General features: G+C 67.9%; 19 protein-coding genes and 2 tRNA genes. 5 read left to right on the forward strand and 16 right to left on the reverse strand.

Annotated features, from left to right (window positions below):
• Positions 1–2: 2 nt before the first annotated feature.
• Positions 3–1,094 (forward strand): ABC transporter ATP-binding protein, encoded by a 1,092-nt coding sequence (locus tag KM176_RS14165; protein WP_160893899.1) that lies wholly within the window; start codon positions 3–5, stop codon positions 1,092–1,094.
• A 10-nt stretch (positions 1,095–1,104) separates the two neighbouring features.
• On the opposite strand, the gene KM176_RS14170 is transcribed toward KM176_RS14165, so the two are convergent.
• Positions 1,105–1,752 (reverse strand): HAD family hydrolase, encoded by a 648-nt coding sequence (locus KM176_RS14170; RefSeq protein WP_160893897.1) that lies wholly within the window; start codon positions 1,750–1,752, stop codon positions 1,105–1,107.
• Between the two features lie 212 nt (positions 1,753–1,964).
• Here KM176_RS14170 and KM176_RS14175 point away from each other — a divergent pair, with 212 nt between their 5' ends.
• From KM176_RS14175 to pepT, 3 genes are all read left to right on the forward strand, one after another.
• Positions 1,965–2,309 carry a hypothetical protein gene (locus KM176_RS14175; protein WP_160893895.1) on the forward strand — a complete coding sequence of 115 codons (345 nt, stop codon included), beginning with the start codon at positions 1,965–1,967 and terminating at the stop codon, positions 2,307–2,309.
• A complete protein-coding gene (locus KM176_RS14180; protein ID WP_160893893.1) occupies positions 2,306–2,938 on the forward strand; it encodes a DedA family protein in 633 nt (210 codons plus the stop codon). The genes KM176_RS14175 and KM176_RS14180 overlap by 4 nt, the downstream gene beginning before the upstream one ends.
• 68 nt (positions 2,939–3,006) lie before the next feature.
• Positions 3,007–4,245, forward strand: a complete 1,239-nt coding sequence (gene pepT / locus KM176_RS14185; protein WP_160893891.1) for a peptidase T — start codon at positions 3,007–3,009, stop codon at positions 4,243–4,245.
• Here pepT and KM176_RS14190 read toward each other — a convergent pair whose 3' ends face one another.
• The 8 genes from KM176_RS14190 to KM176_RS14225 all read right to left on the reverse strand — a co-directional run bounded on the left by KM176_RS14190 (position 4,246) and on the right by KM176_RS14225 (position 16,129).
• Complete coding sequence (locus KM176_RS14190) at positions 4,246–5,709, reverse strand: sensor domain-containing diguanylate cyclase (RefSeq protein WP_160893889.1); 1,464 nt, start codon at positions 5,707–5,709, stop codon at positions 4,246–4,248. It abuts the gene before it with no gap.
• A 584-nt stretch (positions 5,710–6,293) separates the two neighbouring features.
• Positions 6,294–7,397 (reverse strand): hypothetical protein, encoded by a 1,104-nt coding sequence (locus KM176_RS14195; protein WP_160893887.1) that lies wholly within the window; start codon positions 7,395–7,397, stop codon positions 6,294–6,296.
• Positions 7,387–8,244 (reverse strand): viral aspartic protease, encoded by an 858-nt coding sequence (locus tag KM176_RS14200; RefSeq protein WP_160893886.1) that lies wholly within the window; start codon positions 8,242–8,244, stop codon positions 7,387–7,389. The genes KM176_RS14195 and KM176_RS14200 overlap by 11 nt, the downstream gene beginning before the upstream one ends.
• A gap of 10 nt (positions 8,245–8,254) precedes the next feature.
• Positions 8,255–9,697, reverse strand: a complete 1,443-nt coding sequence (locus tag KM176_RS14205) for a hypothetical protein (protein WP_160893884.1) — start codon at positions 9,695–9,697, stop codon at positions 8,255–8,257.
• Positions 9,682–10,824 (reverse strand): glycosyl hydrolase family 8, encoded by a 1,143-nt coding sequence (locus tag KM176_RS14210; RefSeq protein WP_160893882.1) that lies wholly within the window; start codon positions 10,822–10,824, stop codon positions 9,682–9,684. Before KM176_RS14210 ends, KM176_RS14205 begins: the two co-directional genes overlap by 16 nt.
• Entirely contained in the window at positions 10,821–13,103 is a 2,283-nt protein-coding gene (locus tag KM176_RS14215; RefSeq protein WP_160893880.1) for a cellulose biosynthesis cyclic di-GMP-binding regulatory protein BcsB, read from the reverse strand. The genes KM176_RS14210 and KM176_RS14215 overlap by 4 nt, the downstream gene beginning before the upstream one ends.
• Entirely contained in the window at positions 13,100–15,445 is a 2,346-nt protein-coding gene (bcsA, locus tag KM176_RS14220) for a UDP-forming cellulose synthase catalytic subunit (protein ID WP_160893878.1), read from the reverse strand. The genes KM176_RS14215 and bcsA overlap by 4 nt, the downstream gene beginning before the upstream one ends.
• Positions 15,446–15,481: 36 nt before the next feature.
• The gene (locus KM176_RS14225) at positions 15,482–16,129 is read right to left on the reverse strand and encodes a hypothetical protein (RefSeq protein ID WP_160893876.1); all 648 of its coding nucleotides are present in this window, start codon (positions 16,127–16,129) and stop codon (positions 15,482–15,484) included.
• A 544-nt stretch (positions 16,130–16,673) separates the two neighbouring features.
• Between KM176_RS14225 and KM176_RS14230 the strand changes: the two genes are divergently transcribed.
• Positions 16,674–19,697, forward strand: coding sequence for a sensor domain-containing protein (locus KM176_RS14230; RefSeq protein ID WP_160893874.1), 3,024 nt, complete (start codon positions 16,674–16,676; stop codon positions 19,695–19,697).
• A gap of 5 nt (positions 19,698–19,702) precedes the next feature.
• Here the strand turns inward: KM176_RS14230 and KM176_RS14235 are convergent, their stop codons facing one another.
• The 7 genes from KM176_RS14235 to KM176_RS14265 all read right to left on the reverse strand — a co-directional run bounded on the left by KM176_RS14235 (position 19,703) and on the right by KM176_RS14265 (position 23,205).
• A complete protein-coding gene (locus tag KM176_RS14235; protein ID WP_160893872.1) occupies positions 19,703–20,359 on the reverse strand; it encodes a GntR family transcriptional regulator in 657 nt (218 codons plus the stop codon).
• A gap of 142 nt (positions 20,360–20,501) precedes the next feature.
• Positions 20,502–20,816, reverse strand: a complete 315-nt coding sequence (locus KM176_RS14240; protein WP_160893870.1) for a hypothetical protein — start codon at positions 20,814–20,816, stop codon at positions 20,502–20,504.
• 87 nt (positions 20,817–20,903) lie between these two features.
• Positions 20,904–20,980 (reverse strand) — tRNA-Met (locus tag KM176_RS14245).
• Between the two features lie 90 nt (positions 20,981–21,070).
• Positions 21,071–21,147 (reverse strand) — tRNA-Met (locus tag KM176_RS14250).
• Positions 21,148–21,332: 185 nt separating this feature from the next.
• Entirely contained in the window at positions 21,333–21,587 is a 255-nt protein-coding gene (locus KM176_RS14255) for a hypothetical protein (RefSeq protein WP_160893868.1), read from the reverse strand.
• 103 nt (positions 21,588–21,690) lie between these two features.
• The gene (locus tag KM176_RS14260) at positions 21,691–22,554 is read right to left on the reverse strand and encodes a glycosyltransferase family 2 protein (RefSeq protein ID WP_160893866.1); all 864 of its coding nucleotides are present in this window, start codon (positions 22,552–22,554) and stop codon (positions 21,691–21,693) included.
• 288 nt (positions 22,555–22,842) lie between these two features.
• Complete coding sequence (locus KM176_RS14265) at positions 22,843–23,205, reverse strand: DUF4186 domain-containing protein (RefSeq protein WP_160897320.1); 363 nt, start codon at positions 23,203–23,205, stop codon at positions 22,843–22,845.
• Positions 23,206–23,349: the final 144 nt, after the last annotated feature.

The following is a 23,349-nucleotide window of genomic DNA, read 5'->3' on the forward strand; positions in this document are numbered from 1 at the left end:
CCATGGCTCAGCTCAAGCTCAGGGACGTGGAAAAGACCTATGGCGGGCTCGTCAACGTCCTGAGGCATATCGACCTGGAGATCGAGGCCGGCGAACTGATCGTCTTCGTCGGCCCTTCGGGCTGCGGCAAGTCCACGCTGCTGCGGATGATCGCGGGGCTGGAGAAGATCTCGGGCGGGACACTCGAGATCGACGGGCAGGTCATGAACGACGTGCCCCCCGCCCAGCGGGGCATCGCCATGGTGTTCCAGAGCTACGCGCTCTACCCGCACATGACCGTGCGAGAGAACATGGCCTTTGCCCTGAAGATCGCCAAGAAATCCAAGGCCGAGATCAATGCCGCGGTCGAGGAGGCCGCCCGCGCCCTGCAGCTTGAGCCCTACCTGGACCGTCTGCCCAAGGCGCTGTCCGGCGGGCAGCGCCAGCGTGTCGCCATCGGGCGCTCGATCGTGCGCGACCCGAAGATCTACCTCTTCGACGAACCGCTCTCGAACCTGGATGCGGCGCTGCGCGTCGCCACCCGGATCGAGATCGCCCAGCTGAAGGAGCGGATGCCGGACCGCACGATGATCTACGTCACCCACGACCAGGTGGAGGCGATGACGCTGGCGTCGCGCATCGTGGTGCTGGCCAACAAGGGGATCGCCCAGGTGGGCACGCCGCTGGATCTCTACGAACGCCCCGAGAACGAGCTGGTGGCGCAGTTCATCGGCTCTCCGGCGATGAACCTGCTGCCCGGCACCATCACCGGCACCGGGGCGCAGACCACCGTGCAGCTCGATCACGGAGAGATCGCGGTCTCGGCCATCCCGACCACCGACGGCGACATGGGCAAGGCCGTCAACATCGGCATCCGCCCCGAGCACCTGTCCCCGACCGAGGGGCCGGAGGCGCTGTTCCGCGGCCGGGTCGACTATTCCGAGGCCCTGGGCGAGGTGACGCTGCTGTATTTCGAGGCCCGCGGGGCCGAACCGGCGCTGATCGCCAAGCTGCCCGGCATCCATGCCGGGCTGCGCGGCCAGACCGTGGCGCTGCGCGCCGATCCCGACCGCGTGCACCTGTTCCACGAGGGCCGCTCGATGCGGCCCGCGTGAGCGACGGCGTTCAGGCGGTCTGGTCTTCGGGCAGCCGCGCCAGCAGATCGGCCAGCGGGCGCACCCCCTCGAGCAGATCGCCCTCGGCATGGGGCACCGCATAGACGGTGGCCCCAGCCGCCAGCCCGGCGCGCATCCCAGTGGCGCTGTCCTCGACCACGGCGCAGGCCTCGGGGGCCACGCCCAGCAGCAAGGCGGCGCGCAGGTAGGGTTCTGGCGCGGGCTTGCCCTGCACCACGTCGTTGCGGGTCACGCTGACCAGACCCGGGCGCTCCAGCCCGAGGGTCGCGATATTGGCCGCCACGATCATCCGGTCGGAATTCGACACCAGCGCCTGCGCCACCCCCAGCGCCGCCAGCCGATGCCAGAGCGCCAGCGTTTCCGGGATCGCCGGGATCTCGGGCGCATGAGAGATGTAGTCGGCAAAGCGCCGCTTCGTCCATTCCGCCATGCCCAGCGGCAGGCCGTAATCGCTTTGCAGCAGACCCAGGGACATTTCCTCGCTGCGGCCCACGGTGCGTTCGTGGAAATCCTCTGGCAGGGTCACGCCGACGCTGGCGGCCACCCGGCGAAAGGTCTCCAGGTGCAGCGGTTCGCTGTCGGCCAGCGTGCCGTCGATGTCCCACAGGACGGCGGCATGGGGAAAACCTTCGGTCATGCGCGGCACGCGGCGGGACGGAGGGGCAGGAACACGGGGGATATCTCCTTCAGGGCAGGTTGCCCCCATGTTAGCGGTCCCGGCGGGCGCGGGGCAAGCCGGGCCGCCCCGCAGGACCTGCCCGCTGCCCCTGCGACAGCCAGATGCCCCATGGGCAAGCGCCCGCCCCCGTGGCACTCTGGTCGCAACCTGACCCCGGGAGCCCGCCCACCATGTACCCCCTGCTGTCTTCCTGCCGCCAGCACCCCCGGCTGGGCCTTGCCTTCGGGCTGGCGCTGGTGGTGGCGCTGATCTGCCTGCTGCGGCTGGGGCTGGTGCTGGCCGACTGGCATCCCCCCGACCGTCACGAAATCGAGCCCTGGATGACCGTCGGGCTGATCGGGCGCATCAACCATGTCAATCCGCGCCGCATCGACCAGGTGGCCGGCCTGCCCTCTCCCGGCAAGCACCCCTACACGATCGAGCAGATCGCCCAGATGCAGGGCACCGACACCGCCACCGTAATCGCCCGAATCGAGGCCGCGATCACCCAGCTCAAGTCCCAGGCCGCGCCATGAGCCTGACCGAATGGCTTCTTGCGCTGGTGCCCAGCTACGGCCCGCCGCTGCTGGGCGGGGTGATCTTCCTGTCCTGCTTCGCCCTGCCGCTGCCGGCCTCGATGATGCTGATGGCGGCGGGCGGGTTCTCGGCGGTGGGGGATCTTTCGCTGCCACTGGTGCTGGCGGCAGCGGTCCTCGGGCTGATTGCCGGGGACCAGTGCGTCTATTTCGCCGGGCGCTACGGTGGCGCACGGCTGATGCAGCACCTGGCACGCCGCGCGGCGCCGATCCGGCGCGCCCGCGACATGCTGGTCGAGCGTGGCGGCATCTTCCTGTTCCTGTCGCGCTGGCTGTTTTCGCCGATCGGGCCTTACGTGAACTTCGCCGCCGGGGCCTCGGGGCTGTCGTGGCCGCGTTTCGTCCTGTGGGGCACCCCGGGGGAACTGGTCTGGGTCAGCATCTACCTGGGACTCGGCTACGGCTTTGCCGGCCAGCTGGAGCAGGCCTCGGACGCGGCGCTTTCGGCGGTGCTGGCGCTTGGCGCGGGGGCGCTGGCGCTCTGGCTGGGCCGGGTGCTGATCCGCGCCCACCGCCGGCGCCGCGAAGCGGGCAGCGATGCGCTGCAGCAGGCCGCCCCGCCGCGCTAAGCCCGTCCCTGCCTTGACACTTCCGCCCCGGGGCTTCCTTCTGCCTGCACGCCACCAGGAGACCCGGGATGAAGACCCAATTCGACGCGGAGCTTGAAGACCGCCTGACCCGCTATGCCGCCATCGACAGCCAGAGCGACGCGGCCTCGCCCAGCCGGCCCAGCAGCCGCAACCAGTTCGCCATGCTGAGCCTGCTGCGCGACGAGCTGACGGCGATGGGCGCCGAGGAGGTCACGCTGACCGATTACGGCGTCGTGCTGGCGACCATCCCCGCCACCGCCCCGGGCCCCGTTGTCGGCCTGCTGGCCCATGTCGACACCGCCCCGCAGTTCAACGCCACCGGGGTGAAGCCCCGGGTGATCCGCAACTACGACGGCCAGGACATCACCTATCCCGACAACAACGAGCTGGTGCTTTCGCCCGCGGCCTCGCCCTACCTCGCCAGCAAGACCGGGCACGACATCATCACCGCCTCCGGCACCACCCTGCTGGGCGGCGACGACAAGGCCGGCGTCGCCATCATCATGACCGCCGCGCGGCACCTGCTGGAAAATCCCGAGCTGCCGCATCCGAAGCTGCGCCTGGCCTTCACCCCCGACGAAGAGATCGGCCGCGGCGTCGGACCCGAGCTGCCGAAGGACCTGGCCTGCGACTTTGCCTATACCTTCGACGGTGGCCGCGTCGGCGAGATCGAATACGAGACCTTCTCCGCCGATGGGGCGGTGGTCACGGTGCGCGGCGTCTCGATCCACCCGGGCTATGCCACCGGCAAGCTGGTGAACGCGACGCATCTGGCCTCCAAGATCGTCTCGATGCTGCCGCAGGCCACCATGACCCCCGAAACCACCGCCGAGCGCGAAGGCTTCATCCACATCACCAACATGACCGGCGATGCCTTCGAGATGACGCTGACCCTGATCCTGCGCGATTTCGAGCGCGAGGGGCTGGCGGAAAAGGGCGATCTGCTGCGCCAGGTCTGCGCCGCCGTGCAGGCCGGCGAACCCCGCGCCCGCATCACCTGCGAGATCTCTCCGCAGTACCGCAACATGCGCTACTGGCTGGAAAACGACATGACCCCGGTGGAACTGGCCTGGGCGGCGGCGCGCCGTGTCGGCCTCGATCCGGTCTCGGTGCCGATCCGCGGCGGCACCGACGGATCGCGTCTGACCGAACAGGGCGTGCCCTGCCCCAACCTGTTCACCGGGATGCAGAACATTCACGGACCGCTGGAATGGATCTCGGTACAGGACATGGGCGCCGCGACCGGGTTCTGCCTGGCCCTGGTGGCCGAGGCCACCAGCCGCTGATCACGACACCGAGCGGCGGTTCACCTCCTGGTCGGAGTAGAACTGCCGCTTGTTCTCGTACATCTTCATGTCGGCGCGGCGGGCCATGGCTTCCATGGTCTCGCCCGCGATCCGGGTGGCATGGCCGATCGACATCGACAGCGGATGCCCGGAATGGAAGGTATTGTTCAGCTTGATCAGCTTCTCGAGGTTGCCGATCAGCTCGCTCACGGCATCGTCGGCCGCGCGCGGCATCAGCACGGCAAATTCGTCGCCGCCGATCCGGCAGGCCTTCTGCGCGCCCCCGGACACTTCCTTCAGCACCTCGCCGGCGCGCCGCAGCAGCTTGTCGCCGGCATCATGGCCCAGCCGGTCGTTGGTGTCCTTCAGGCCGTTCAGGTCCACCACCACGATGGAGGCCGGGCTGACATTGCGCCGCTCCATCCGGTTCATCTCGTCCGCGAAGAAGGAACGGTTGTGCAGCCCGGTCAGCACGTCGTGTTTGCCGAGGTATTCCAGATAGGCCTCGGCCTTCTTGCGCGCGGTGATGTCGGTCAGCGACACCAGCACCTGCGACCAGTCGTCGGAATAGCCCGGCAGCACCGAAAACTGCATGATCAGGTGCCGCTCGGTGCCGTCGAGCGCGTAGTTCACCACTTCGCGGGTATGGAAGGTCTTGCCGTTGAACAGGTCGATCAGCTGTTCGCGGAACTGTTCGTGCATCCCGTCGCGGAACACCTGGCCAAGGTTGTCGAGCAGATGGTTGCGGTCGCGCGCGGCAAACAGCCTCAGCGTCGCCTCGTTGACATCCAGCACGCGGATCTCGCTCATGCATTTCTCGACGAACTCGGTATGGACGTCGGTAAAGACCCGCAGGTCGCTGATGCCGATATCCTTGAGTTCCTCCAGCAGGTTGCGGATCGAGGAGAAATCCTCGACCCAGAGCGAGACAGGGGAATGATCGAAGATGCCGCGGGCATAGGCGTGGCTCGCCTCGCTCTCGCGCAGGGCGGTTTCGCGGGCGGTGACATCCTCCAGCGTCAGCAGCAGCTGGGACAGATCCTCCTCATGGCCCGGCAACACCACCGCGTTCAGCTGCACATCAAGGCGCCGCCCGTCCAGCGTGTAGTTCACCGCCATGCTGGAGAAATTGCGCTGCCCTTCCCAGAGCTGCGACAGCTCCTTGATATGGGTCTCGAACATGTCGTCGCGGAACACCTTGTCGAGGTTGGCGACCAGCTCTGCCTCGTCGGTGGCGCCGAACATCTCAAGCGTGCGGGCGTTGACCTTCAGCACCTTGATCTGATGCGCGCAGTCGGCGACCCGGGCCGGATCGGCCCGCAGGAAGGCTTCGAGGTCTGTCACCCCGTCCTGCTGCCACTGGCGGAACAGCGCGGCGACCCCGCTGAAATCCTCGAGCCAGAGCGAGACCGGCGCCAGGTCAAACGTCGCCGAAAGATCCAAAACGGCGGACCGGACATTCATTAAGCTACCCTCAAAAATCTCTGACGGGGCGGCATCCGACGCGCCCCGTGCACCCCCATATGTCATTTGCGAACCGGCTGCGTTTTCCGCATGTCCTGGCTGGCGGCATTCTGGCTGGTCCCAGGCGTGCGGCCCTTTGCCGACCTGCGCGCCACAGCCGAATGTCATAGCTCTAAATACGCATGTTAACCTAATGGAGGCAACGGCCTGCCCCCGAGGTCCCGGTTTGCGCCGCTGTTCCGCCGACCGGCCCAACGCGCGTCGGACCACGCCCGGCCGCGGACAGGGTGCGGCGTCCGTCCGAAGGACGGCTCAGCGGTCCGGCTTTCCGCAGTCCCGGCAAGCCCCTGATGAAAGGGCCTCATTTCAATAAGTTGTGTATACACGTCCCGTGTACAACCTGACTTGGTGTATACAGGCGCCCCCTTCGGGACCGCGCCCGCACGGGGCACAAGGACGGGCCAAGGGCCAGCCGGGCCGGGCTCTTGACCCGCGCGGAAAAGGTTGACGAACCTGCACAAGAAATTGTGATGATTAACGCATCGCCACGCTTGCGGAAATGACCATCCGGCACCGTCCGGGCCCTAGGGGAACTGGTAGCTGAAATTCACGGCAAGCTGCCGGTCGTCGAAGAAATCGACGCTCGAGTCGATGCGCGACAGTGCCACGGTCATGCTCAGGTCCCGGCTGATCTGAAGCAGCCCGCTGACGCCGATCCCCCGGTCGATCCGCTCCTGGCCAAGGAACCAGGTCCGCGCCGAGCGCGACACCGACAGCCCCACCCCGGCGACCCGTCCGGCGATCCGCCAGCGGATGTCGCCCGACAGCCCCAGCGCCAGGCCGTCCTCGTCTTCGGCCGGGGTCGTGACATCGAAGGTCAGCCGCGTGGCATCGCGCCGCCAGACCGAATCCAGCGTCAGCTCGACCATGTCGCGACGCCGATCCTCCTGCCAGGCGCGCAGCAGCGCCGCGCCCAGCTCGTGCCGGGTCTGGCCGCGCTCGAACAGATGGGAGGCCGAAAGCTCCACCAGGTCCTGGGTGACATCCGACAGCACGCGGTGGTTCTCGGCATGGACCAGACAGCCATCGACGAAGGTCCAGCCCGCGACATGGTTGCGCGAACAGACCGAAACCCGCCCCCGCCTCTGGGTCATGTCCTCTGACAGGGCCCGCATTCCCGCGACCTGGCCGCGCATCTCGATGTAGCGCCCCTCGGACCAGCCGAACCGGACGAGGCCGTCATAGCCCAGCCCCGCCGCCCAGGCATCGCGGGCGCGCAGATCCTCGCGCAGGGTGAAGGTCAGGCCCGCCAGGGTCAGCTTGTCCTGCGGCGCGCCGCCGTTGAAATTGGGCACGTAGGACAGCGTCGGATACAGCGCCTGGGCCGCGTCGATGCGGTGAAACCCCTTGCCCTCAAGGTAGAAGCCCTGCCGCTCCAGCAGGGTCTTGAGATCCAGCGCGGTGCCCAGATCCGGCCCGCCCGAGGCCAGCCCGTGCGCCAGCGCATAGGTCCGCAGCCGCTCCGAGACGACAAGCTGCGCGGTTTCCCGCAGCTGTTCGGAGCTTTCGGTGCGCCCGGTCGCGGGGCCGCTGCCCCAGCCGGCATCTTCCTGCGCCCGCGCCGGGCCTGCCAGCACCAGTGCCAGAAGCGCGGCGCCCCAGACGCCCCTCCAGATCCTAGTCGTCATAATTCAGCTGGCTGCCCCAGAAGATGCCGGTGGCGTCCAGGCTGTCGCCCGAGACGCTGAAGATGCCCGAGGTGGTCATGTTCTCGACCAGCCGCGACAGGCCGTCCTCATCGCCATTGATATTGCCGCGCAGCTCGCCCGAGGCGGTCGTCGTCTCTCCGGTGCTGGCCGAGCGCGAGCTGAGCGTCACGTCGCCGCCGAAGGTCCCGGTCAGCACGTTCAGCGGCACTTCCGCCGTCAGCTCGGTCTCGATGTCGGAACCGTTGTCGGGATCGTAGGGGGTGCGCAGGTCGATGGTGACCGTCTCGCTGTCGAAATCGACCACCAGGTTCTCCAGATCGCCGACCCCGACCTGCAGATCGCCGCCATCGACCGAGGCATAGACCTGCGCGCTGCCGCGGAAGTAGTACTTGCCCGAGGCGATCAGGTCGCCGTTGTCATCGACATTGTCGAAGGGCCCCTGGTCGGCGGTCAGGCGCAGGATGCGGACGACGGTGGCATCGTCCTCCTCGCTCGACATCTGGGCGATGACCTCGATGTTCATGTTGTCGAGGTACTTCTGCTCGGTCAGCGTGATCAGCCGCTTGTAGCCCGCCGGACTGTCGCCGGTGTCGAAGGCGTTCAGCACCGTGGCATCGTCGGTGCCGGTGCCGGTGGTGATCCGCGCCCGGGTATAGCCGGTGTCGTCGGTGACGTAGCTCTCGATGCCAGGGGTGTCGATCTCGGTCCCCTCGGAGGGGGCATTGCCGGTCGAACCGCCACCGCCGCCCCCGCCGCCGCAGGCCGCCAGACCCAGCAGCAGGATCCCCGGCAGAACCCGGGCCGAAATGCCGATCGCCTTGCGCATGGTCAGTTCCTTAGTAGGTGGCGGCCAGGGCCGCCCGGGTTTCTGCGGTCGACAGTTCGTTGTTCAGGCGTTCGAACTCGGTCCGGGCCTCTTCGCGCTTGCCCATGTTCAGCATCGCATAGCCGCGCATCAGCGCCAGGTCCCGGGTGATCGCGCCGCCTTTCAGCTTTTGCAGCGCATCGAAATACTGCACCGACTTGGCGTACTGGCGGGTGTTGTAGGCCCGCACGCCGCGCTGATTGAGGATCTGGCCCTCGATCTCGCGGCGCTGATCCATGGTGAAATCGCTGCTCGCGGCCACGCGGGAGGCATCGTCGGTCATCTCGCGCTTGAGCAGGGCCAGCGCCATGCCGAAACGGGCATCGCGGGCCACGGTGCTGCCCAGCCCACCCTGCGCCGCCATGGAGAAATAGGACAGCGCTTCCAGCGGACGGTCCAGGTTGTAGACGCACCAGGCGCGCTCATAGGCGATGTCGAGGGACCGGGGATTGGCCGAATCTGCGGCACAGGCGGCCCAGCTGCCGGTCTTGGCATCGGCCCGGGTGCGCGACAGGCGGTTGTCGCCGGAACGCGGCAGGCTGGTCTGCACCGGCGCGGGGCGCGGCGTGCTGGGCGCCCGCGCGACCGGAGCCGTGCGCGGCGCGGCGCTGGTCGTCGTGCTGCGCGGCGCGGGCGTCGTCGTCTTCGTTGCGCTGGTGGTGGTGCCCTGGGTCAGGCCTCGCCCGGCCAGCAGCCGCTGTTCCAGCGCGTCGAAGGTGGCGCTCTGGGTGACGAAGCGGGCCTTTGCGGCATCCACCAGCCCCTCCAGCTGCTGCGGCGTGGTCACGGCATCGGACTTCTCGATCGTGGCCACCAAGTCGGGGATGCCGTTGCAGGTGGCGACGATCTGCTGGTAGGTCAGATAGGCCCCGGACTTGTTGCCGGCCTGTTCCTGCAACAGGGCAAGGTTCCAGGTATTGTTGATCCGGTCGCAGCGCAGCAGCGCCGGCGTGTCCGAGACCAGCTCCAGCGCCGAGGCGACATCGCGCCCGGCCACCGCCGCATCAAAGCTTTTCTGCGCCTGGGTCAGCTTGATCTGCGCCTGCAGGTCCGACGGCACCGTCCAGCTGGGATACTTTTCCTTGGTCTGCGCGATCAGCGCCTGGGCGCCGGTGATATCGTTGCGCGACAGCCGGGCGTAGATATTGGCGATCTCGGTGGTCGGGCCGGTGACCAGCAGCTGCTTGAGGTCACTGGGCGGCGTCCAGCCCGGGAAGGCCTTCTGCAGGCGGCTGACCTCGGCGGTGACCGCAGCGGTCTGGTTCTGCTCGATGTAGAAGCGCAGCGCCCGCAGGTCCTCGTTGCTGGGGGTGGCATCCTGGGCCAGGGCCGACAGCGGCAGGGTCACGGCCACCAGGCCCGCCAGAAGCACGGAGCGCAGCGCATGGGTCGGGGTTTTCAGATGGGCTGGCATGTCGCGGCGCTCTGCACTTGGGAAATCAGGGTCATGAGGTGAAGGGTCGCCGGATAATACGGCTGATCCACGGTCAGGTAGAACGGGATCTCGGCGCCATGGGCGATATCGGCGGCGCAGTTCACCAGCGCCGCGATTGCCCCGTAGCCGACATTCGGGCTGGTCTCGAGGACGCGGCCGGTGCTGCGGTCGAAGACCGTCACGTAGCTGTCCTGCCCGGCCTGCCCCGCCTGTTGCGCGTTGCGATAGGCCTGGGCCTGCTGGCTGACCGCAAGGCTGGCGCCGTTGCCGGACCAGATCTGGAACAGCGCCACCCGCATCGCCTCGTAGCCGTTGTTGAAGGACTTGCCCGGCGCCGCCCGGTTGCCCGAGGCGGTGACCAGGATCCAGTCCGGCACCAGCCCGCCAGCCGCAAGGCCCGCCACCAGCATCTCTCCGTCGGTGGCGCAGGTGGCCAGCGCCTGGACACCGGTGATCTGGGCCAGCTCGCGCATCGCGCGCGGCATGTAGTAGGAGGGGTTGATGATCATCCCGTCGTCGCGGGCGAAACCGTCGGCAGCCGGCGTCAGCAGCAGCCGCCCCGACCCGTCGGGCGAAGGCACCACGCATTTCGCCACCAGCGCATTGGCAATGGCGCCGGCCCGTTCGATCAGCGCCGGGTTCTGATCGCGCTGGCCGCGGATCGCCAGCGCCCAGGCATAGAACAGGTCGCCGTCGCTGGCATTGTTGCGGTCCGGCACCCGGGTCGCCCCGGAAGGCAGCCAGCGCCAGGCCAGCAGCGCATCGGCGCGCACCGCCAGGTTGGCCTCGGTCCAGCGGTAGATCAGGTCGAAGGTCGGGTTGTCCTCCATCATCGCCGCCAGCAGCAGGCCGTAGCCCTGGCTTTCCGAATGGCTGGCGCCTTGCTGAAGGGCATCGACGACCCGGCCGTCGCGGGCCAGGTAGGCGGCTTTCCAGGCCGCCCAGGGCGCGACCAGAAGATCGGCCACGGTCTGGGGGGCCTGCGCGTCCGGCAGGCCCGGGTCGGCAGCGTCCTGCGCCAGGGCGGGCCGCAACTCCAGGCCGGAGCCCAGGATCAGCCCGGTGGTGCCCGCGGCCAGTCCGCGAAGAAGGGTTCTGCGGTTCATTGCTTTCGTGCCCCCCGGGTGGAAATGACGAAGACCAGTGCCACGATAACCGAAATCACGGTCAGCCCAAGCAGCACGGCGACGAAGAAGAACGGAGACCAGGAGGCGTAATTGCCTGCCACGGCCCGGAAGTTGCGCGGCGTCAGCGGCTCATGCAGAACCGGTGGCCGCGAGGTGTCGGTCCAGCTGGACCAGGTGCCGTCGGAGGCATTGAGCAGGGCCACCCGGCCATGTGGCCCCTCGGCCGAGATCCGCGCCTGCGCCACCGCCTGGGCGGCAAAGGCCGGATCGACCTGCGGCCCCAGCACCAGCCACATGTCATCGGGCATGTTCTGGTCGGGGATCACCAGCGCGGCATCGGCCTTGCGGGAGGAAAGCCACAGGTTCAGCGGCCCCTCGCCGGGCTTGGCCAGGTCGCGCAGATTCTGCGCCAGTGCCGCCGCCGTCTGGCGCACCGCCGGCATGAACCAGCTGCGCGTCGAGGGATCCTGGATCGGCTGGGTCAGCGCCGCGGGGCGCGAGGCATAGAAGATTTCCTCGAATTCGCGGCGGGTCAGGCCAAGCGCGCCAAGCTTCAGCTGGTCCAGGCTGCTGGCGTCGATGACATGCAGCGCGGCGCTGCCGATCTGGGTCACGCCGTCGATCGGGCGCAGCGCGGTTTCCAGCGCGTGCAGGGTGCGTTCGGCATGGCTGCCGGCGGCTCCGTCGGCACTGACCTGATCGGGGCGCACCGCCGCCAGCGGCGCCCGCAGGTCGAGCGTGGTCATTTCCGGCATCTTCGGCACCAGCAGGGTCGAGTCCGGGTTGATGGTCAGCAGCGGCGTGTCGTAGGTCGGGCAAGGCAGGTCGGCGGGATCGCCGGGCACCATGGCCTCGAAGGTGACCTGGTTGACACCGGGATGCATCAGCCGCGCCGGGAAGCCCACGTCCAGCAGCGGCAGCATCTGCCCGGCCCCGCCCTGGCCCAGCGGCAGCAGGCGCACGGTGGTTCCGTTCACCTTCACCAGCATCAGCGCGTTGTAGGGCAGCCCGTCGGCGAACTGGTAGCTGAGCCGCAGCAGCCCCTCCTGAGAGGAAAGCTCCAGCCAGTCGCTGGGCAGCCGGAAGGCCACCTGCTGTTCGGAATAGTGGTTGTAGGTCGACAGGTCGGTGAACTTCAGCGCGCGCAGCGTCTCAGCCGTGCCGGGCGCCAGGTGCGCGACATCGCCGACCGGCCCCGGGGCCGGCAGGAACTCGTCCAGGCCGCGCAGGTCCAGCCCGTCGCCCGAGGGAGTTTCCGACAGCACCAGCACGGCGGCCCCGTCGGCCCCGCGGCGGATCTCGGCGCCGGCGGCCCCGGGCACGACGCTGATCCGGGCGATCGGCGCGGCGGCCAGCGACATGTCGTAGGGGCTGAGCGTCTCGAGCGTGACCGGCGTGCCGTTGCGCAGTGCCGAGAGCCGCTGCGCCAGCTCCTTCAGGATGCCCGGCGGGCTGCCCTTGGGCAGACGGACCGGGATCGACTGGCGCAGCGAAAGCTGGGCCTGAAGCGCGGCGGCAAAGCCCTCGGAATCCAGCGGCAGGCTGCCCGGCGTCACGGTCACGCCGCTGTTGTTCAGATCGAACTCGGTCCAGATCTCGAAGCTGGCATCGGGGCCGCAGAAGATCCGGTGCGATTCCTGCACCGTCACCTCGATCACGTTGTCCCCCGTCACCAGCAGGTTCTTCGGCAGGGTGATCGGCTCGAACCCGGTGAAGGCATGGGGCTGGATCGGATCGACCTCGGTGCCGTTCACCCTGACCCGGATCTGAGAGCGCTCCGGCAGCACGTTGATGCTGATCCGGTAGGACAGCCGCAGGTCGTTGGCGGCCTCGGCATTGGGGACATTGACGTGGAAGGTGCGGCTGGCGCGTTCGCCCGACAGCCGGACGATGCGGTTCGCGCCGATGGCCGGGCCATTCACGACCTGCATCGGCAGCAGCACATCCTGCACCGGCGCGACGCTCTCGACACCGGCCCCGGTGGGCAGGGCCATGTCGGTGCCGCTGCCGCGCACGTAGCTTGGCATCTCACCGGCGCTGCCTGCCTGGGCGGGGGTCGCCGCCGCCGGGGCCGCGTCGGAGGACGCGGTGGCCCGCGGTTCCAGCTTCTGCATCAGCGGACGCAGATCGACCGTGGGCACGCTGTCCTCGCTCTGCTGGGCCAGAAGCGGCTGCGGCGCGGCGGCCAGGGCGATGCCGGCGCAGACCGCGACCACACCCAGCCCGCGTCCGATTTTCAGGGTCTCTGCAGCGCTCATGAGGCTTCCCTCGTTTCCCGGGCCAGGCGCGAGAACTCGTCGTCCTGGGCCTGGGCGGTCTTGTCATCAAGGTCGACACCGAAGGCCAGAAGGTGCGCGGCCTTCTTCTCGGCCGGGACGGTGGCGGCGATCCGGGCCCGGCGGCCGGGCTCCTTGGCGAAATCGGCGATCAGGCGCGGTGTGCCGCGCACGAAGAGGCCCAGCAGGTAGACCAGCCCGCCCAGAAGCCCCTTGCGGTTGCTGCTGGCAGCGCGCATCCGGCGCCAGTTCTCGCTGTCGCCAAAGATCAGGAAGGCCACCGTCTCGCGCACCTTGAGGTCCTGGTCGGCGTCGATCAGCAGACCCAGCACCTGGCCGCGCGGCGTCGTCATCACCGACATGACCTTGGCACGCACCCGGGTCTCAAGCTTGGGCGACTCGGGGAAATGCGGCTTGAACCAGATCTTCTTGCCCTTGATCTCCTCGGAGTGGCGCCAGACGTTGGACACGCCTTCCACCAGGACGCGGGCGCCGCTGGTCGACGCATCGAGGATGCGCGCGGGCAGTTCCTCGTCCGTGGTCTCGGAGGCCCAGAAGGTGCCCTGCACGTTCATCGGCACCCGCGGCGAGGAGCGGCGCTGCTGCTTCTCTGCCACCGCGCGATAGGCGATCGAGACCAGGATGAAGTTGAAAAGGGCCCAGCCCCCCACCACCGCGAGGACCGAGTGGTCCCCGGGGAACATCACCCAGCGGATAGCCAGCGCCACCACCCCGGCGGCCATGCCCAGCCAGAGCACGGTCAGCGGCCAGTGGATGCCCGAGATGTAGTTCTCGGCCAGGGTCTCGTCCTTGGCGGTCACGGCGAAGCTGGCGGCGCGCGGACGCAGCACGGTCTTGAAGACCGCCTTGGCCAGATAGGGCGCCTGGGCGACCTCGTAGATCTCCGAGATCATCGGCCAGCGGGTCCGGGCATAGAGCGCGTTCTGCACCAGGAAGGCGGTGGCCAGGTAGCTCAGCATGTAGGCCATGACTTCCGGGAAGCTGGCGACGAAGATCTCGACCCCGAAGAACAGGTAGACCAGCGGGATCAGCAGGTAGGTCAGCCGGATCAGCGGGAAGAGCCAGAAGCTCATGGAGTTGATGTAGCACAGCCGCTGCTGCAGCCGCAGGCCCTTGCGGAACAGCGGCCCCTTCAGCAGCAGCATCTGCATCATGCCGGTGGCCCAGCGGCCGCGCTGCTGGATGAAGGAGGCGAAGGTTTCCGGCTGCAGCCCGGCGATCATCGCACGGTCGATGTAGAGGCTCTTCCAGCCCTGGGAGTGGATTTCCAGCGCGGTCTCGGCATCCTCGGTGATCGTCTCGCCGGCGAAGCCGCCCACGCTGTCCAGCGCGGCACGCCGCAGCACCGCCGCGGAGCCGCAGAAGAAGGCCCCGCCCCAGCGGTCCAGCCCCCGGTGCACGGTGGAATAGAACATCTCGTTCTCGGGCGGGCACTTGTGGCTCAGCTCGAGGTTCCGCTGGATCGGGTCGGGGTTGATGAAGAAGTGCGGCGTCTGCACCAGGAACAGCTTCGGATCATCGACGAAATAGCCCACCGTGCGCGCCAGGAAATCGCGCGAGGGGACGTGGTCCGCATCGAAGACCACCACCAGGTCGCCGTCCAGGTGCTCCATCGCGGCGGACATGTTGCCGGCCTTGGCGTTCTCGTTCTTGGCGCGGGTCGAATATTTCACCCCGAGGCGGGCGCACAGGTCCTGCAATTCCGCGCGGCGGGCCCGGGCGGCCTCGGCGATGTCGGGGTTGGAATGGTTGCAGCGCTGATCGGTGCCGCCGTCATCGCACAGCACGACCGTGCGCTTGTCCTTCGGGTAGATCATGTTCTTGGCCGCCGCGAGCGTGATCGAGAGCATCTCGGTCGGCTCGTTGTAGGAGGGCACAAGGATGTCCACGGTCGGCAGGTTCTCGGGGTCGACCTGAGGCGGGAAGCGGCGCTGCGTCGGGTCGGCCGAGATGAAGGCGTTCAGCATGAACACGCAGATCGAGTAGGTCTCGACCAGCAGCAGGATCACCGCAATGATGAAGGGCAGCGGGTGGCTGGGCTCGGGCAGCGTCTCGATCACGCGCCAGATCCAGTAACGCATCACCAGCACGCTGGCCGTGGCCAGCAGGAAGAAGCGCGGCACGATGCGGTTGGCGAAGGGCTTGAGCGCGGCCACGATGACCACGGCGACAATGCCCAGGAAGGCCTGCCCCGCCGTCGAGGTGGGGACGCTGATCAGCACCGCGATCGGCACCAGCAGCACGCACCACAGCACGAAGATGGGTGCGTTGCGGGTCGTCTTGTTCCGGAAAAGGCGGCTCATGGTTGTGTCATTCGCTCCTGTCGGCCCTCGCCGGCCTTACTGAAGGGGCGCCGCCAGGGGCGACAGCATCCGGTTGCCGCCCTGCGGGGCGGAGGGGCTGGAGATCACGCCGAAACTGATCTGGGTGTCGCGGATCGGCGCCAGCGCCTCCTGGACCGTGCCGTTGACGCAGTTGCGCATCAGCATCTCCAGATCCGCGGCATTGCCCGGCAGTTCCCGCGCGCCGCTGGTGGTGCGGCGGAAGGCCAGCACGCAGACCGTCGAAACGCCGGTGCGGTATTCCTGCCAGAAGTAGCTGCCCAGGCTGTCCTCGGCGCTGTTGAGGTTCTGCTCGTCCAGCTTTTTGAACGGCGCCGGCACGCTGCCGAAACGCTCTGTCAGCCCGGCAAGGGTGAACCGCCCGACCGAGGACAGACCGTTGCTGGCCCGCGCCCGCACCCACAGGAAGTTGTCGCCCGGCAGGGTGGTCTCGTTCTGCAGGCCGATCAGCTGCTCGCGGTCGCGCCCCAGATCGCGCTGGACCATGATCAGGGTCGGCTTCGGCGCCACCCACATCTGCTTGAGGCTGCCAATACGGTACTGGACGGTATCCTGGATCGCCTGGCGTTCGAAGGGCATGAGGCCCGGCGCAGTGCAGGCCGCCACCAGAAGGGTGGCCGCCAGGGCAAGATTCTTTAATGACATGATCGCGCGTCTCGGGGGGTAATCGGATTTCATAACGGCTTGTCGTCCAAAATACACGCGACTCTCTGACGCGTAATCACCAAGTTAACATAAGGTTAAATCTTGACGGGATTGGACCTGAGTCCCCCCCTGCGCTTCAAGCGGCAATTAAGGATAGGGTTGCGCAAATGTCGCAGGAAAATGGATAATTTCCGCCTGTTCTCCCGACTCACTCAACCTGTACACACCCCGCTTTCCGGCCGGCCCGTGCAGCGTGCACAAAACAACGTCAGGACGATCCGTGGCATACCGGCACCGGGCCGTCCCGAACGGTCCATTTTGCTCAGGTGAGCTGACGCGCCTTGGCGTCAAGGCCTTGCGCCGCGACGTCAGGTGAGGCTAACTCGGGGGACGGACCGTCGCCCCCGTGAGCGTTGCATCTGGATACCATACCGCGCGGAAACGAAAAAAACGCTTTGAGAGCCTTGCAGTAACGCGAAAGATCTTGCGAGAAATATTCTCGCGGATCCCGTCGCAGTCAGCGGGCAGCAACGTTCCGGCACATATGAAAAGCGCAACCGAAGCCCCCCAGACCTGGAAAGACATCGAGGTGCAGGAAACCGTGCCTACAGACCGGAAAAAGGCACGGGAAACCCTGCTCGGGCAGCTCATGCAGCTTGCCCTGAACGCCGCCGACGACGATTTCGACGTCGCGGTGCGTGGCACCCTCGGACACCTGGCCGATTACTATGGCGCCGGGCGCATCGCGATCTACGGCCGGCGCGCCGACGGCGGGCTGCGCAAGCTGTTCGACTGGACCCACCGCAGCGGGATGCCCCCCCTGGGCCCCGAAACCGTCGATGCCCAGGTGCTGCCCGAGACGCTGGAACAGATCCAGAGCGGCAGCGGGCTGCGGCTGCCCCGGGGCGCCGCGAATCCCTTCCTCGACAGCGCGGTCTACCTGATGCCGATGTTCTCGGGGCGGCGCATGGCCGGGGTGCTGATCTTCGACCAGGGAGAGGTGCTGGAAGCCGGCGCACTGCGCGACCCCAACCTGCTCAGCATGATCGCGGACCTGCTGCTGACGCTGACCCAGCAGGCCCGCCCCCGGCTGGACGCGCAGGGCCAGTCCGGCGATCCGCTGTCGAACGAGATCCGCACCGCCGCCCACTGGGCCATGCCGGACCTCATGTTCGAGATCGGCCCCGACGGGCGGCTGCGCAGCGTGGTCTCTCCGGACAGCCCCCACGAGATCGACGCCCCCGGCCTGATGGCGGGCGCCCTGCTGGAAGAGGCCCTGCCCGCGGACCTGGCCCGCGACCTGCGCAACTACATGCGGGAAATCGACGAGAACGATCGCGTCCAATGCCGCATCCACCGGTTCAGCACCGCCAACAGCAGCGCCTGGTACGAGGTGTCGGGATCGCATTGCGCGCCACGCCGCCGCGGCGAGGGGCTGGGCTACCTGCTGGTGCTGCGCGACATCACCGACCGGATCGAAAGCGAGACCGAGCTGCAGCGCCTGGGCCGGGTGGTCGAGCTGATGACCAACCTGGTCGCCATCATCGACACCGAGGGGCTGATCACCTGGGCCAACCGCGCCTTCGAGACCCAGACCGGCTACAGCCTGGCCGAACTGCGCGGCCAGCGGATGCAGGAGATGATCGGCGGCGCGGCCCGGGGCACCGACACCGCCGAGAAGGTGCTGGCGGCGCTGCTGGCGGGCGAGGGTTGCGAAGGCCGCGACATCTGCTTCGACCGGAACGGCCGACCCTTCTGGATCACCTTCAACATGCAGCCGCTGCACGACGCCCAGGGCGCCCTGTCCGGCTTCGTCATCGTCGCGACGGTGATCACCAAGCAACTTGAACTGGAAAACGCCCTGCGTGCCGAGCGAGACTTCCTGTCGACCGTGACCGAGACCGGGGTCTCGGCGCTGGTGGTCTGCAGCGCCGATGGTCGCTGCATCTTCAGCAACTCCGAAGCCGGGCGCATCCTCGACAGTTTTGACCCCGGGCGCAGCCTGCCGGCAGCCCTCTGGCCGTTCAGCCCGGTGGTGACCAACCCCGCCTCGGCGGCAATCCCCTTCTCCGACGTCGCCACCACCCGGGCGCCGGTGCGCGACCTGATGTTCTCAAGGCCCGGGGCCGAGGGGCGGCGGGTGATCTATTCGGTCAATGCCTCGCCGCTGAGCGGCGCCCAGCCCTCGGGGCAGCGGGTGATCTCCCTCACCGACGTGACCGCGCGTTTCGATGCCGACGAGGCGCGCCGCGCGGTGGCCGAGAAGGCGCTTTACGATGCCGACCACGACCTGCTGACCGACCTGCCCAACCGGCGCCATTTCAACCGGATGCTGGGACGGGCGATGGATGCCGGCGGGCTGGGACGGGTGTATGTGCTGTCGATGGACCTCGACAAGTTCAAGCGCATCCGCACCGTGCTGGGGCAGGACATCGGCAACCGGCTGATCTGCCTGCTGGCCGCGCGCATCACCGCGATCCTGGGCGGCAAGACCCGCCTGGCGCGCACCGAAAGCGACTGTTTCGTCGCCTTCGTGGATTGTGACGGCCCCGAGATCGCCGAGCGCATTGCCCATACCCTGTGCCAGGCCATTGCCGAACCCTGTGAGCTGGACGGCGCCACCTTCTACCTGACCTCCAGCATCGGCATCAGCGTCCAGGAACCCGACGATGTTTCGCCCGAGGCGCTGCTGCGCAAGGCCGAGCTAGCGATCGAGATGGCCAAGAGCGCCGGCGGCAACCGCTTCGCCCATTACTCGGCCGGGATGGAGCAGCGTTTCGCCCGCAGCACGGAGCTGATCCAGGCCCTGCGCCTCGCCCTGAAGCGGCGCGAGTTCCAGCTGGTCTTCCAGCCGAAATTCTCGCTCCAGGGAGAAGAGCGGCTGGTCGGAGCCGAGGCGCTGCTGCGGCTGAATTCCTCCAGGCTGGGCAAGGTGCGCCCCGACGAATTCATCATGGTGGCCGAGACCTCGGGGATGATCACCGAGATCGACTACCACGTGATGGAGCTTTTCGCCCAGCAGATGGGCCGCTGGCATGGCGCCGGACATGCCCTGAACGCCAGCATCAACATCTCTCCGCGCAGCTTCGAGGCCACCAGCCTAGCCCCCCGGATGCTGGAGGTCCTGGCGGCCCATGGCGTGCCCTACTCTGCCGTGACGGTCGAGATCACCGAGACCTCCCTGGTGGCGGCCTCGGGCAATGCGCTGGCCAATATCGATCAGCTGCGCGACAGCGGCATGGCCATCTCGGTCGATGATTTCGGCACCGGCTATTCCTCTCTGAGCTACCTGCAGCGGCTGATCGCCTCCGAGATCAAGATCGACCGCAGTTTCATCACCCCCCTGTCGCGTCCCGAGGCCAACGAGGGCGCCACCACGATCCTGCGCGCGATCCTGGCCCTGGCCGACCGGTTCGGGCTTCTGACCGTGGCGGAAGGGGTCGAGACCGAGACCCAGAAGGCCTGGCTGCGCCGCGAGGGGTGCTCGGTCATCCAAGGCTATCTGGGCGGGCGGGCCGTGCCGCCGGAGGATTTCGAACGGCGCTACCTGCTGGCCCCGATGGCCTGAGCCCCTCAGGTTCCGAGCGCCTCGCGCAGCGATTGCGGCACCCGTCCGCCGTCGAGATCGAGATCGGCGACCAGATCGCCCAGGTGGCGCGACATCTCCGCCTCGGCCCGGTCGGCATCGCGGGCCTCGAAGGCGCGTTGCAGCCCGGCATGGGACATCCCGGCGGCCTCGCTTCGCCGCCAGTACAGCGACAGGATCAGCGAGGACCGCGCGATCAGTTGCAGGAGGATCTCGGTCAGGGTCTGCTGGCCGGCGATGCGGGCGATCTCGGCGTGGTAGTCGCCGGAAAGCCGCGCTCCCGGGCCGCTTGCGGACGTGGCATCCGGGGACAGGTGGCTGCGCAGACGGTCCAGATCGGCGCCGGTCATGCGGTCGGCGGCCCGGCGGGCCAGCGGCGGTTCCAGCAGCAGGCGGGCCTCGAAGACTTCCCGGGCCTCGCGCGCCGAGGGCCGGGCGACATAGGCGCCCCGGTTGCGGCGCAGTTCGACCAGCTGGCGATGGGCCAGCGCCTGCAGCGCCGCCCGGGCCACGGTACGGCTGACACCGAAGACCGCGCCCACCTCGTCCTCGTTCAGCTTGGTGCCCGGTGCGATGCGGCGGCCATGGATCGCCGCGGTCAGGTCTTCCGCGACCCGCTCACTGCCGTTCACCTTGTCTGCCATCGCGGAACACCCTCCCCTGCTGCGGCGGGACGGTGGCCCCGCAGGGCTGGAACGGCAAGGGCAGACCGGCCCCCGGGGCCGGACGCCGGGCCCGGGTCCGAAATTTCAGCAGCCTTTGCCTGCCCTCAGGGCAGCCGGATGCTCAGGCCCGGATATAGGACCAGCCTTCCGACTGGCGTTGCGCCAGATGCAGCACCGCCGCCGGAACCACGACCAGATCCGCCGGCGCCGAAAGCCCGGCCCCGCGCAGGCTGTTGGCGCAGAGCCGAAGCAAGGCATCCGTCCCGGGATCGGGCTGCGCCAGCGCAGCGGCCACGGCCCCGGCATTCACCACGATCTCGACCTCCGTCCCCGGCGCGGCGGCCAGCAGGTTGCGGGCATTGGCCCGCGCGCGCGGCAGCGCCGTTTCCTCGGGCACATGCAGGAGAACCTTAAGCGGGACGGTCGAGGGGGACATGGCGATCTCCGGTCCGGCCCGCAGGACGGACACCGCGGGCGCCAAAACAAAAAACCTCCGCAGCGAAAGCTGCCGAGGCTGGAAGATTGGTTGCGGGAGTAGGATTTGAACCTACGACCTTCAGGTTATGAGCCTGACGAGCTACCGGGCTGCTCCATCCCGCGCCAATGACCGCGTTTGCGGCTTGCGTCTTGATCCCTGGCCGGTAAGTCCCGGGACCCGATCCTCCACCCGGGGGCGAGGACCGTCTTAATTGGTTGCGGGGGTAGGATTTGAACCTACGACCTTCAGGTTATGAGCCTGACGAGCTACCGGGCTGCTCCACCCCGCGCCAACCACCGTATCTGCGGTGTGGGCCTCATCTACTCTGTGCCCCGGGCGGCTGCAAGAGCGGTTCGCCCATATTTTGACAAAAACTTCATGATCGCAGCGTCAACTTTCAGGATTCCCGAAAACCGTTGGATTTTACCGGGAAATCCTGAACCGTCAGGCCCCCAAACCCCTCCCGGAGGCGGCTCAGAAACGAATCCGGACATGGCAGCCGACAAAGCTGGTGGCGGCGACATCGGCCATCTCCACATCGCCGCGTCCGGTCGAATCCCAGGCCTCCTTGGCCAATCCGGCCCCGAGGGAAAAGAGGCAGGTCTGCAGCGGGGTCATCTGCTGCTGTTCGGCCAGGACCGACAGCGCCGCCCCGGAGAGGTAATGCAGCTGCTTGTCGTAATCGGGCACAGTGAAGACCCCCGCAGACAGCAGGAGAAGCGGTTCCATGGACGAAATCCCATCAATTTTCGGATAAGGCGAAGTTACGTCAGGGAGGGCGTCCGGCCCAGAAGAGTCTGAAGAACTCGTTAACGCGCGAGAGTGGACGGGATCAGAACAGGTCGCGCAGCGCCTCGTCCAGCACCAGCCGGAAAGCCGCCCGCCGGACCTGCTGCATGTCGATGCCATGCAGCGCGCCCTTCTGGCGGCGCGCCGCCTCCAGTATCGGGCCGGCGCGCTCTGCCGCCATCGCGGAGGGCACGCGGGGCGCAACCTCGAACCGGGCGCGGATCCTGGCCTGCACCGTCTCGGCACGGCGCCAGCCCGCCAGGAAACTGCGCGAGGCCTCGGCGCTGGCGGCCCGGGCCAGGGCCGCGCGTTCGCGCCGCCGCGCCTCCTGCCCCGGCAGCGGCAGGAACCGCAGATGCAGCAGCGCCAGGTCGGGCCGAAGCGCAAAGCGGGTCCGGCTGCCATGCCCCCCTGCCCCCAGCCGCACCGGACCGGTCAGCAGGCAGGGCTTGCTGTAGGCCCCGCTCAGCACCCCCTCCCCCGCCTGCCGCAGCACCGGGCGCCGCAGGTCGATGGGGTCCGGCTGGTCGGGGAAGAGCTCATAGCCGGCCGGGGCGCTCAGCCCCTGTGGCGGGCAGGCCTGCAGGTGCGCCGCCAGGGACAGGCCCGGGGTCAGCGGCAGGATCAGTTCATCCACGTCACCGACCACGACGATATCGTAGATCCGGCTCAGCCCCGAGGCGATATCGGACAGCATGGCCCATCGGCGCTGGTCGAACCGGGCATCTGGCGGATCGCGGGGGATCGCAAGCACATTGGCCCCCTCCGCCTGCGCCGCCGTCCCGGGATCACCGCCATGGTTCAGCACATAAAGATGCGCGCGCCCGACCATGGCGCCGTAATAACGCAGCCACAGATCCAGGAAGGCCTGATCCTGCCAGACCATGGTCACAAACGCGATCCTCATGCCGCCAGCCCTCCGCCGCACCGCCAGCCTATCCCGCGAACCGTTACCAGCAAACGAATGACGCCATCCGAGCATTGCCAACAGGACCGGAAGCCGCCCCCCCTCCAACCGCGGTCTCTTACGAGCATCTGAGCGACGGGGACCGGACGATTTTGTCAGCGAAGGTGAACACGCTTGCGGAGGATCTTTCGACGCTGGAAGGCAAGCTGGGCCTGGGCTGAGGCCCGGTTTCAGAGGCAGGGCTTTGGGGCCGGACGTTTGCGCGTCCGGCCTTTTTCCTGGCGGGTTTCAGGGGCGATATCCCATCTGCCTGTCGATCCAGGCGATGAGGATCTGCCGGATGCGGTTCTGCTGATCTTCGGAGAGGGCACGGCCCTTCGGGATGGCGTGCCAGGTCTGGAGGCATCCGCGGCAGCAGCAGGCGGTGGCGTGCTGGGCGACGAAGACGGGGTGGCCCCGCATGGGGGTCTGCTTGCCGTCGTTTTTCGGGTCTGCGGGGGCGAGGCGCTGCGCGATGAAGTCGGCGGCGTGCCGGGCGATCACGGATCTCCCCTTCTGGTCCGCATAGGCGCGCTCCTTCGGCCCGAGGCGGAAGCCGGCGCGGAAGGGGGAGCGGGCCAGCCTGTCGAAGAGCGGGTCATCGGGTCTCATGACCTGAGACTAGGCCGGGCGTTATTTGATCTGAAGGGGATTACAAACGCCAACGGCCCCGAGCTGTAAGCTCGGGGCCGTTTTGATTATGTCATCGTATATGAGGTTTTTTCTAGGTCTGGCGGTGACTTACTCTCCCACGCC

The sequence above is a fragment of the Pseudooceanicola endophyticus genome (assembly GCF_018760365.1).
Lineage (GTDB): Bacteria > Pseudomonadota > Alphaproteobacteria > Rhodobacterales > Rhodobacteraceae > Pseudooceanicola > Pseudooceanicola endophyticus.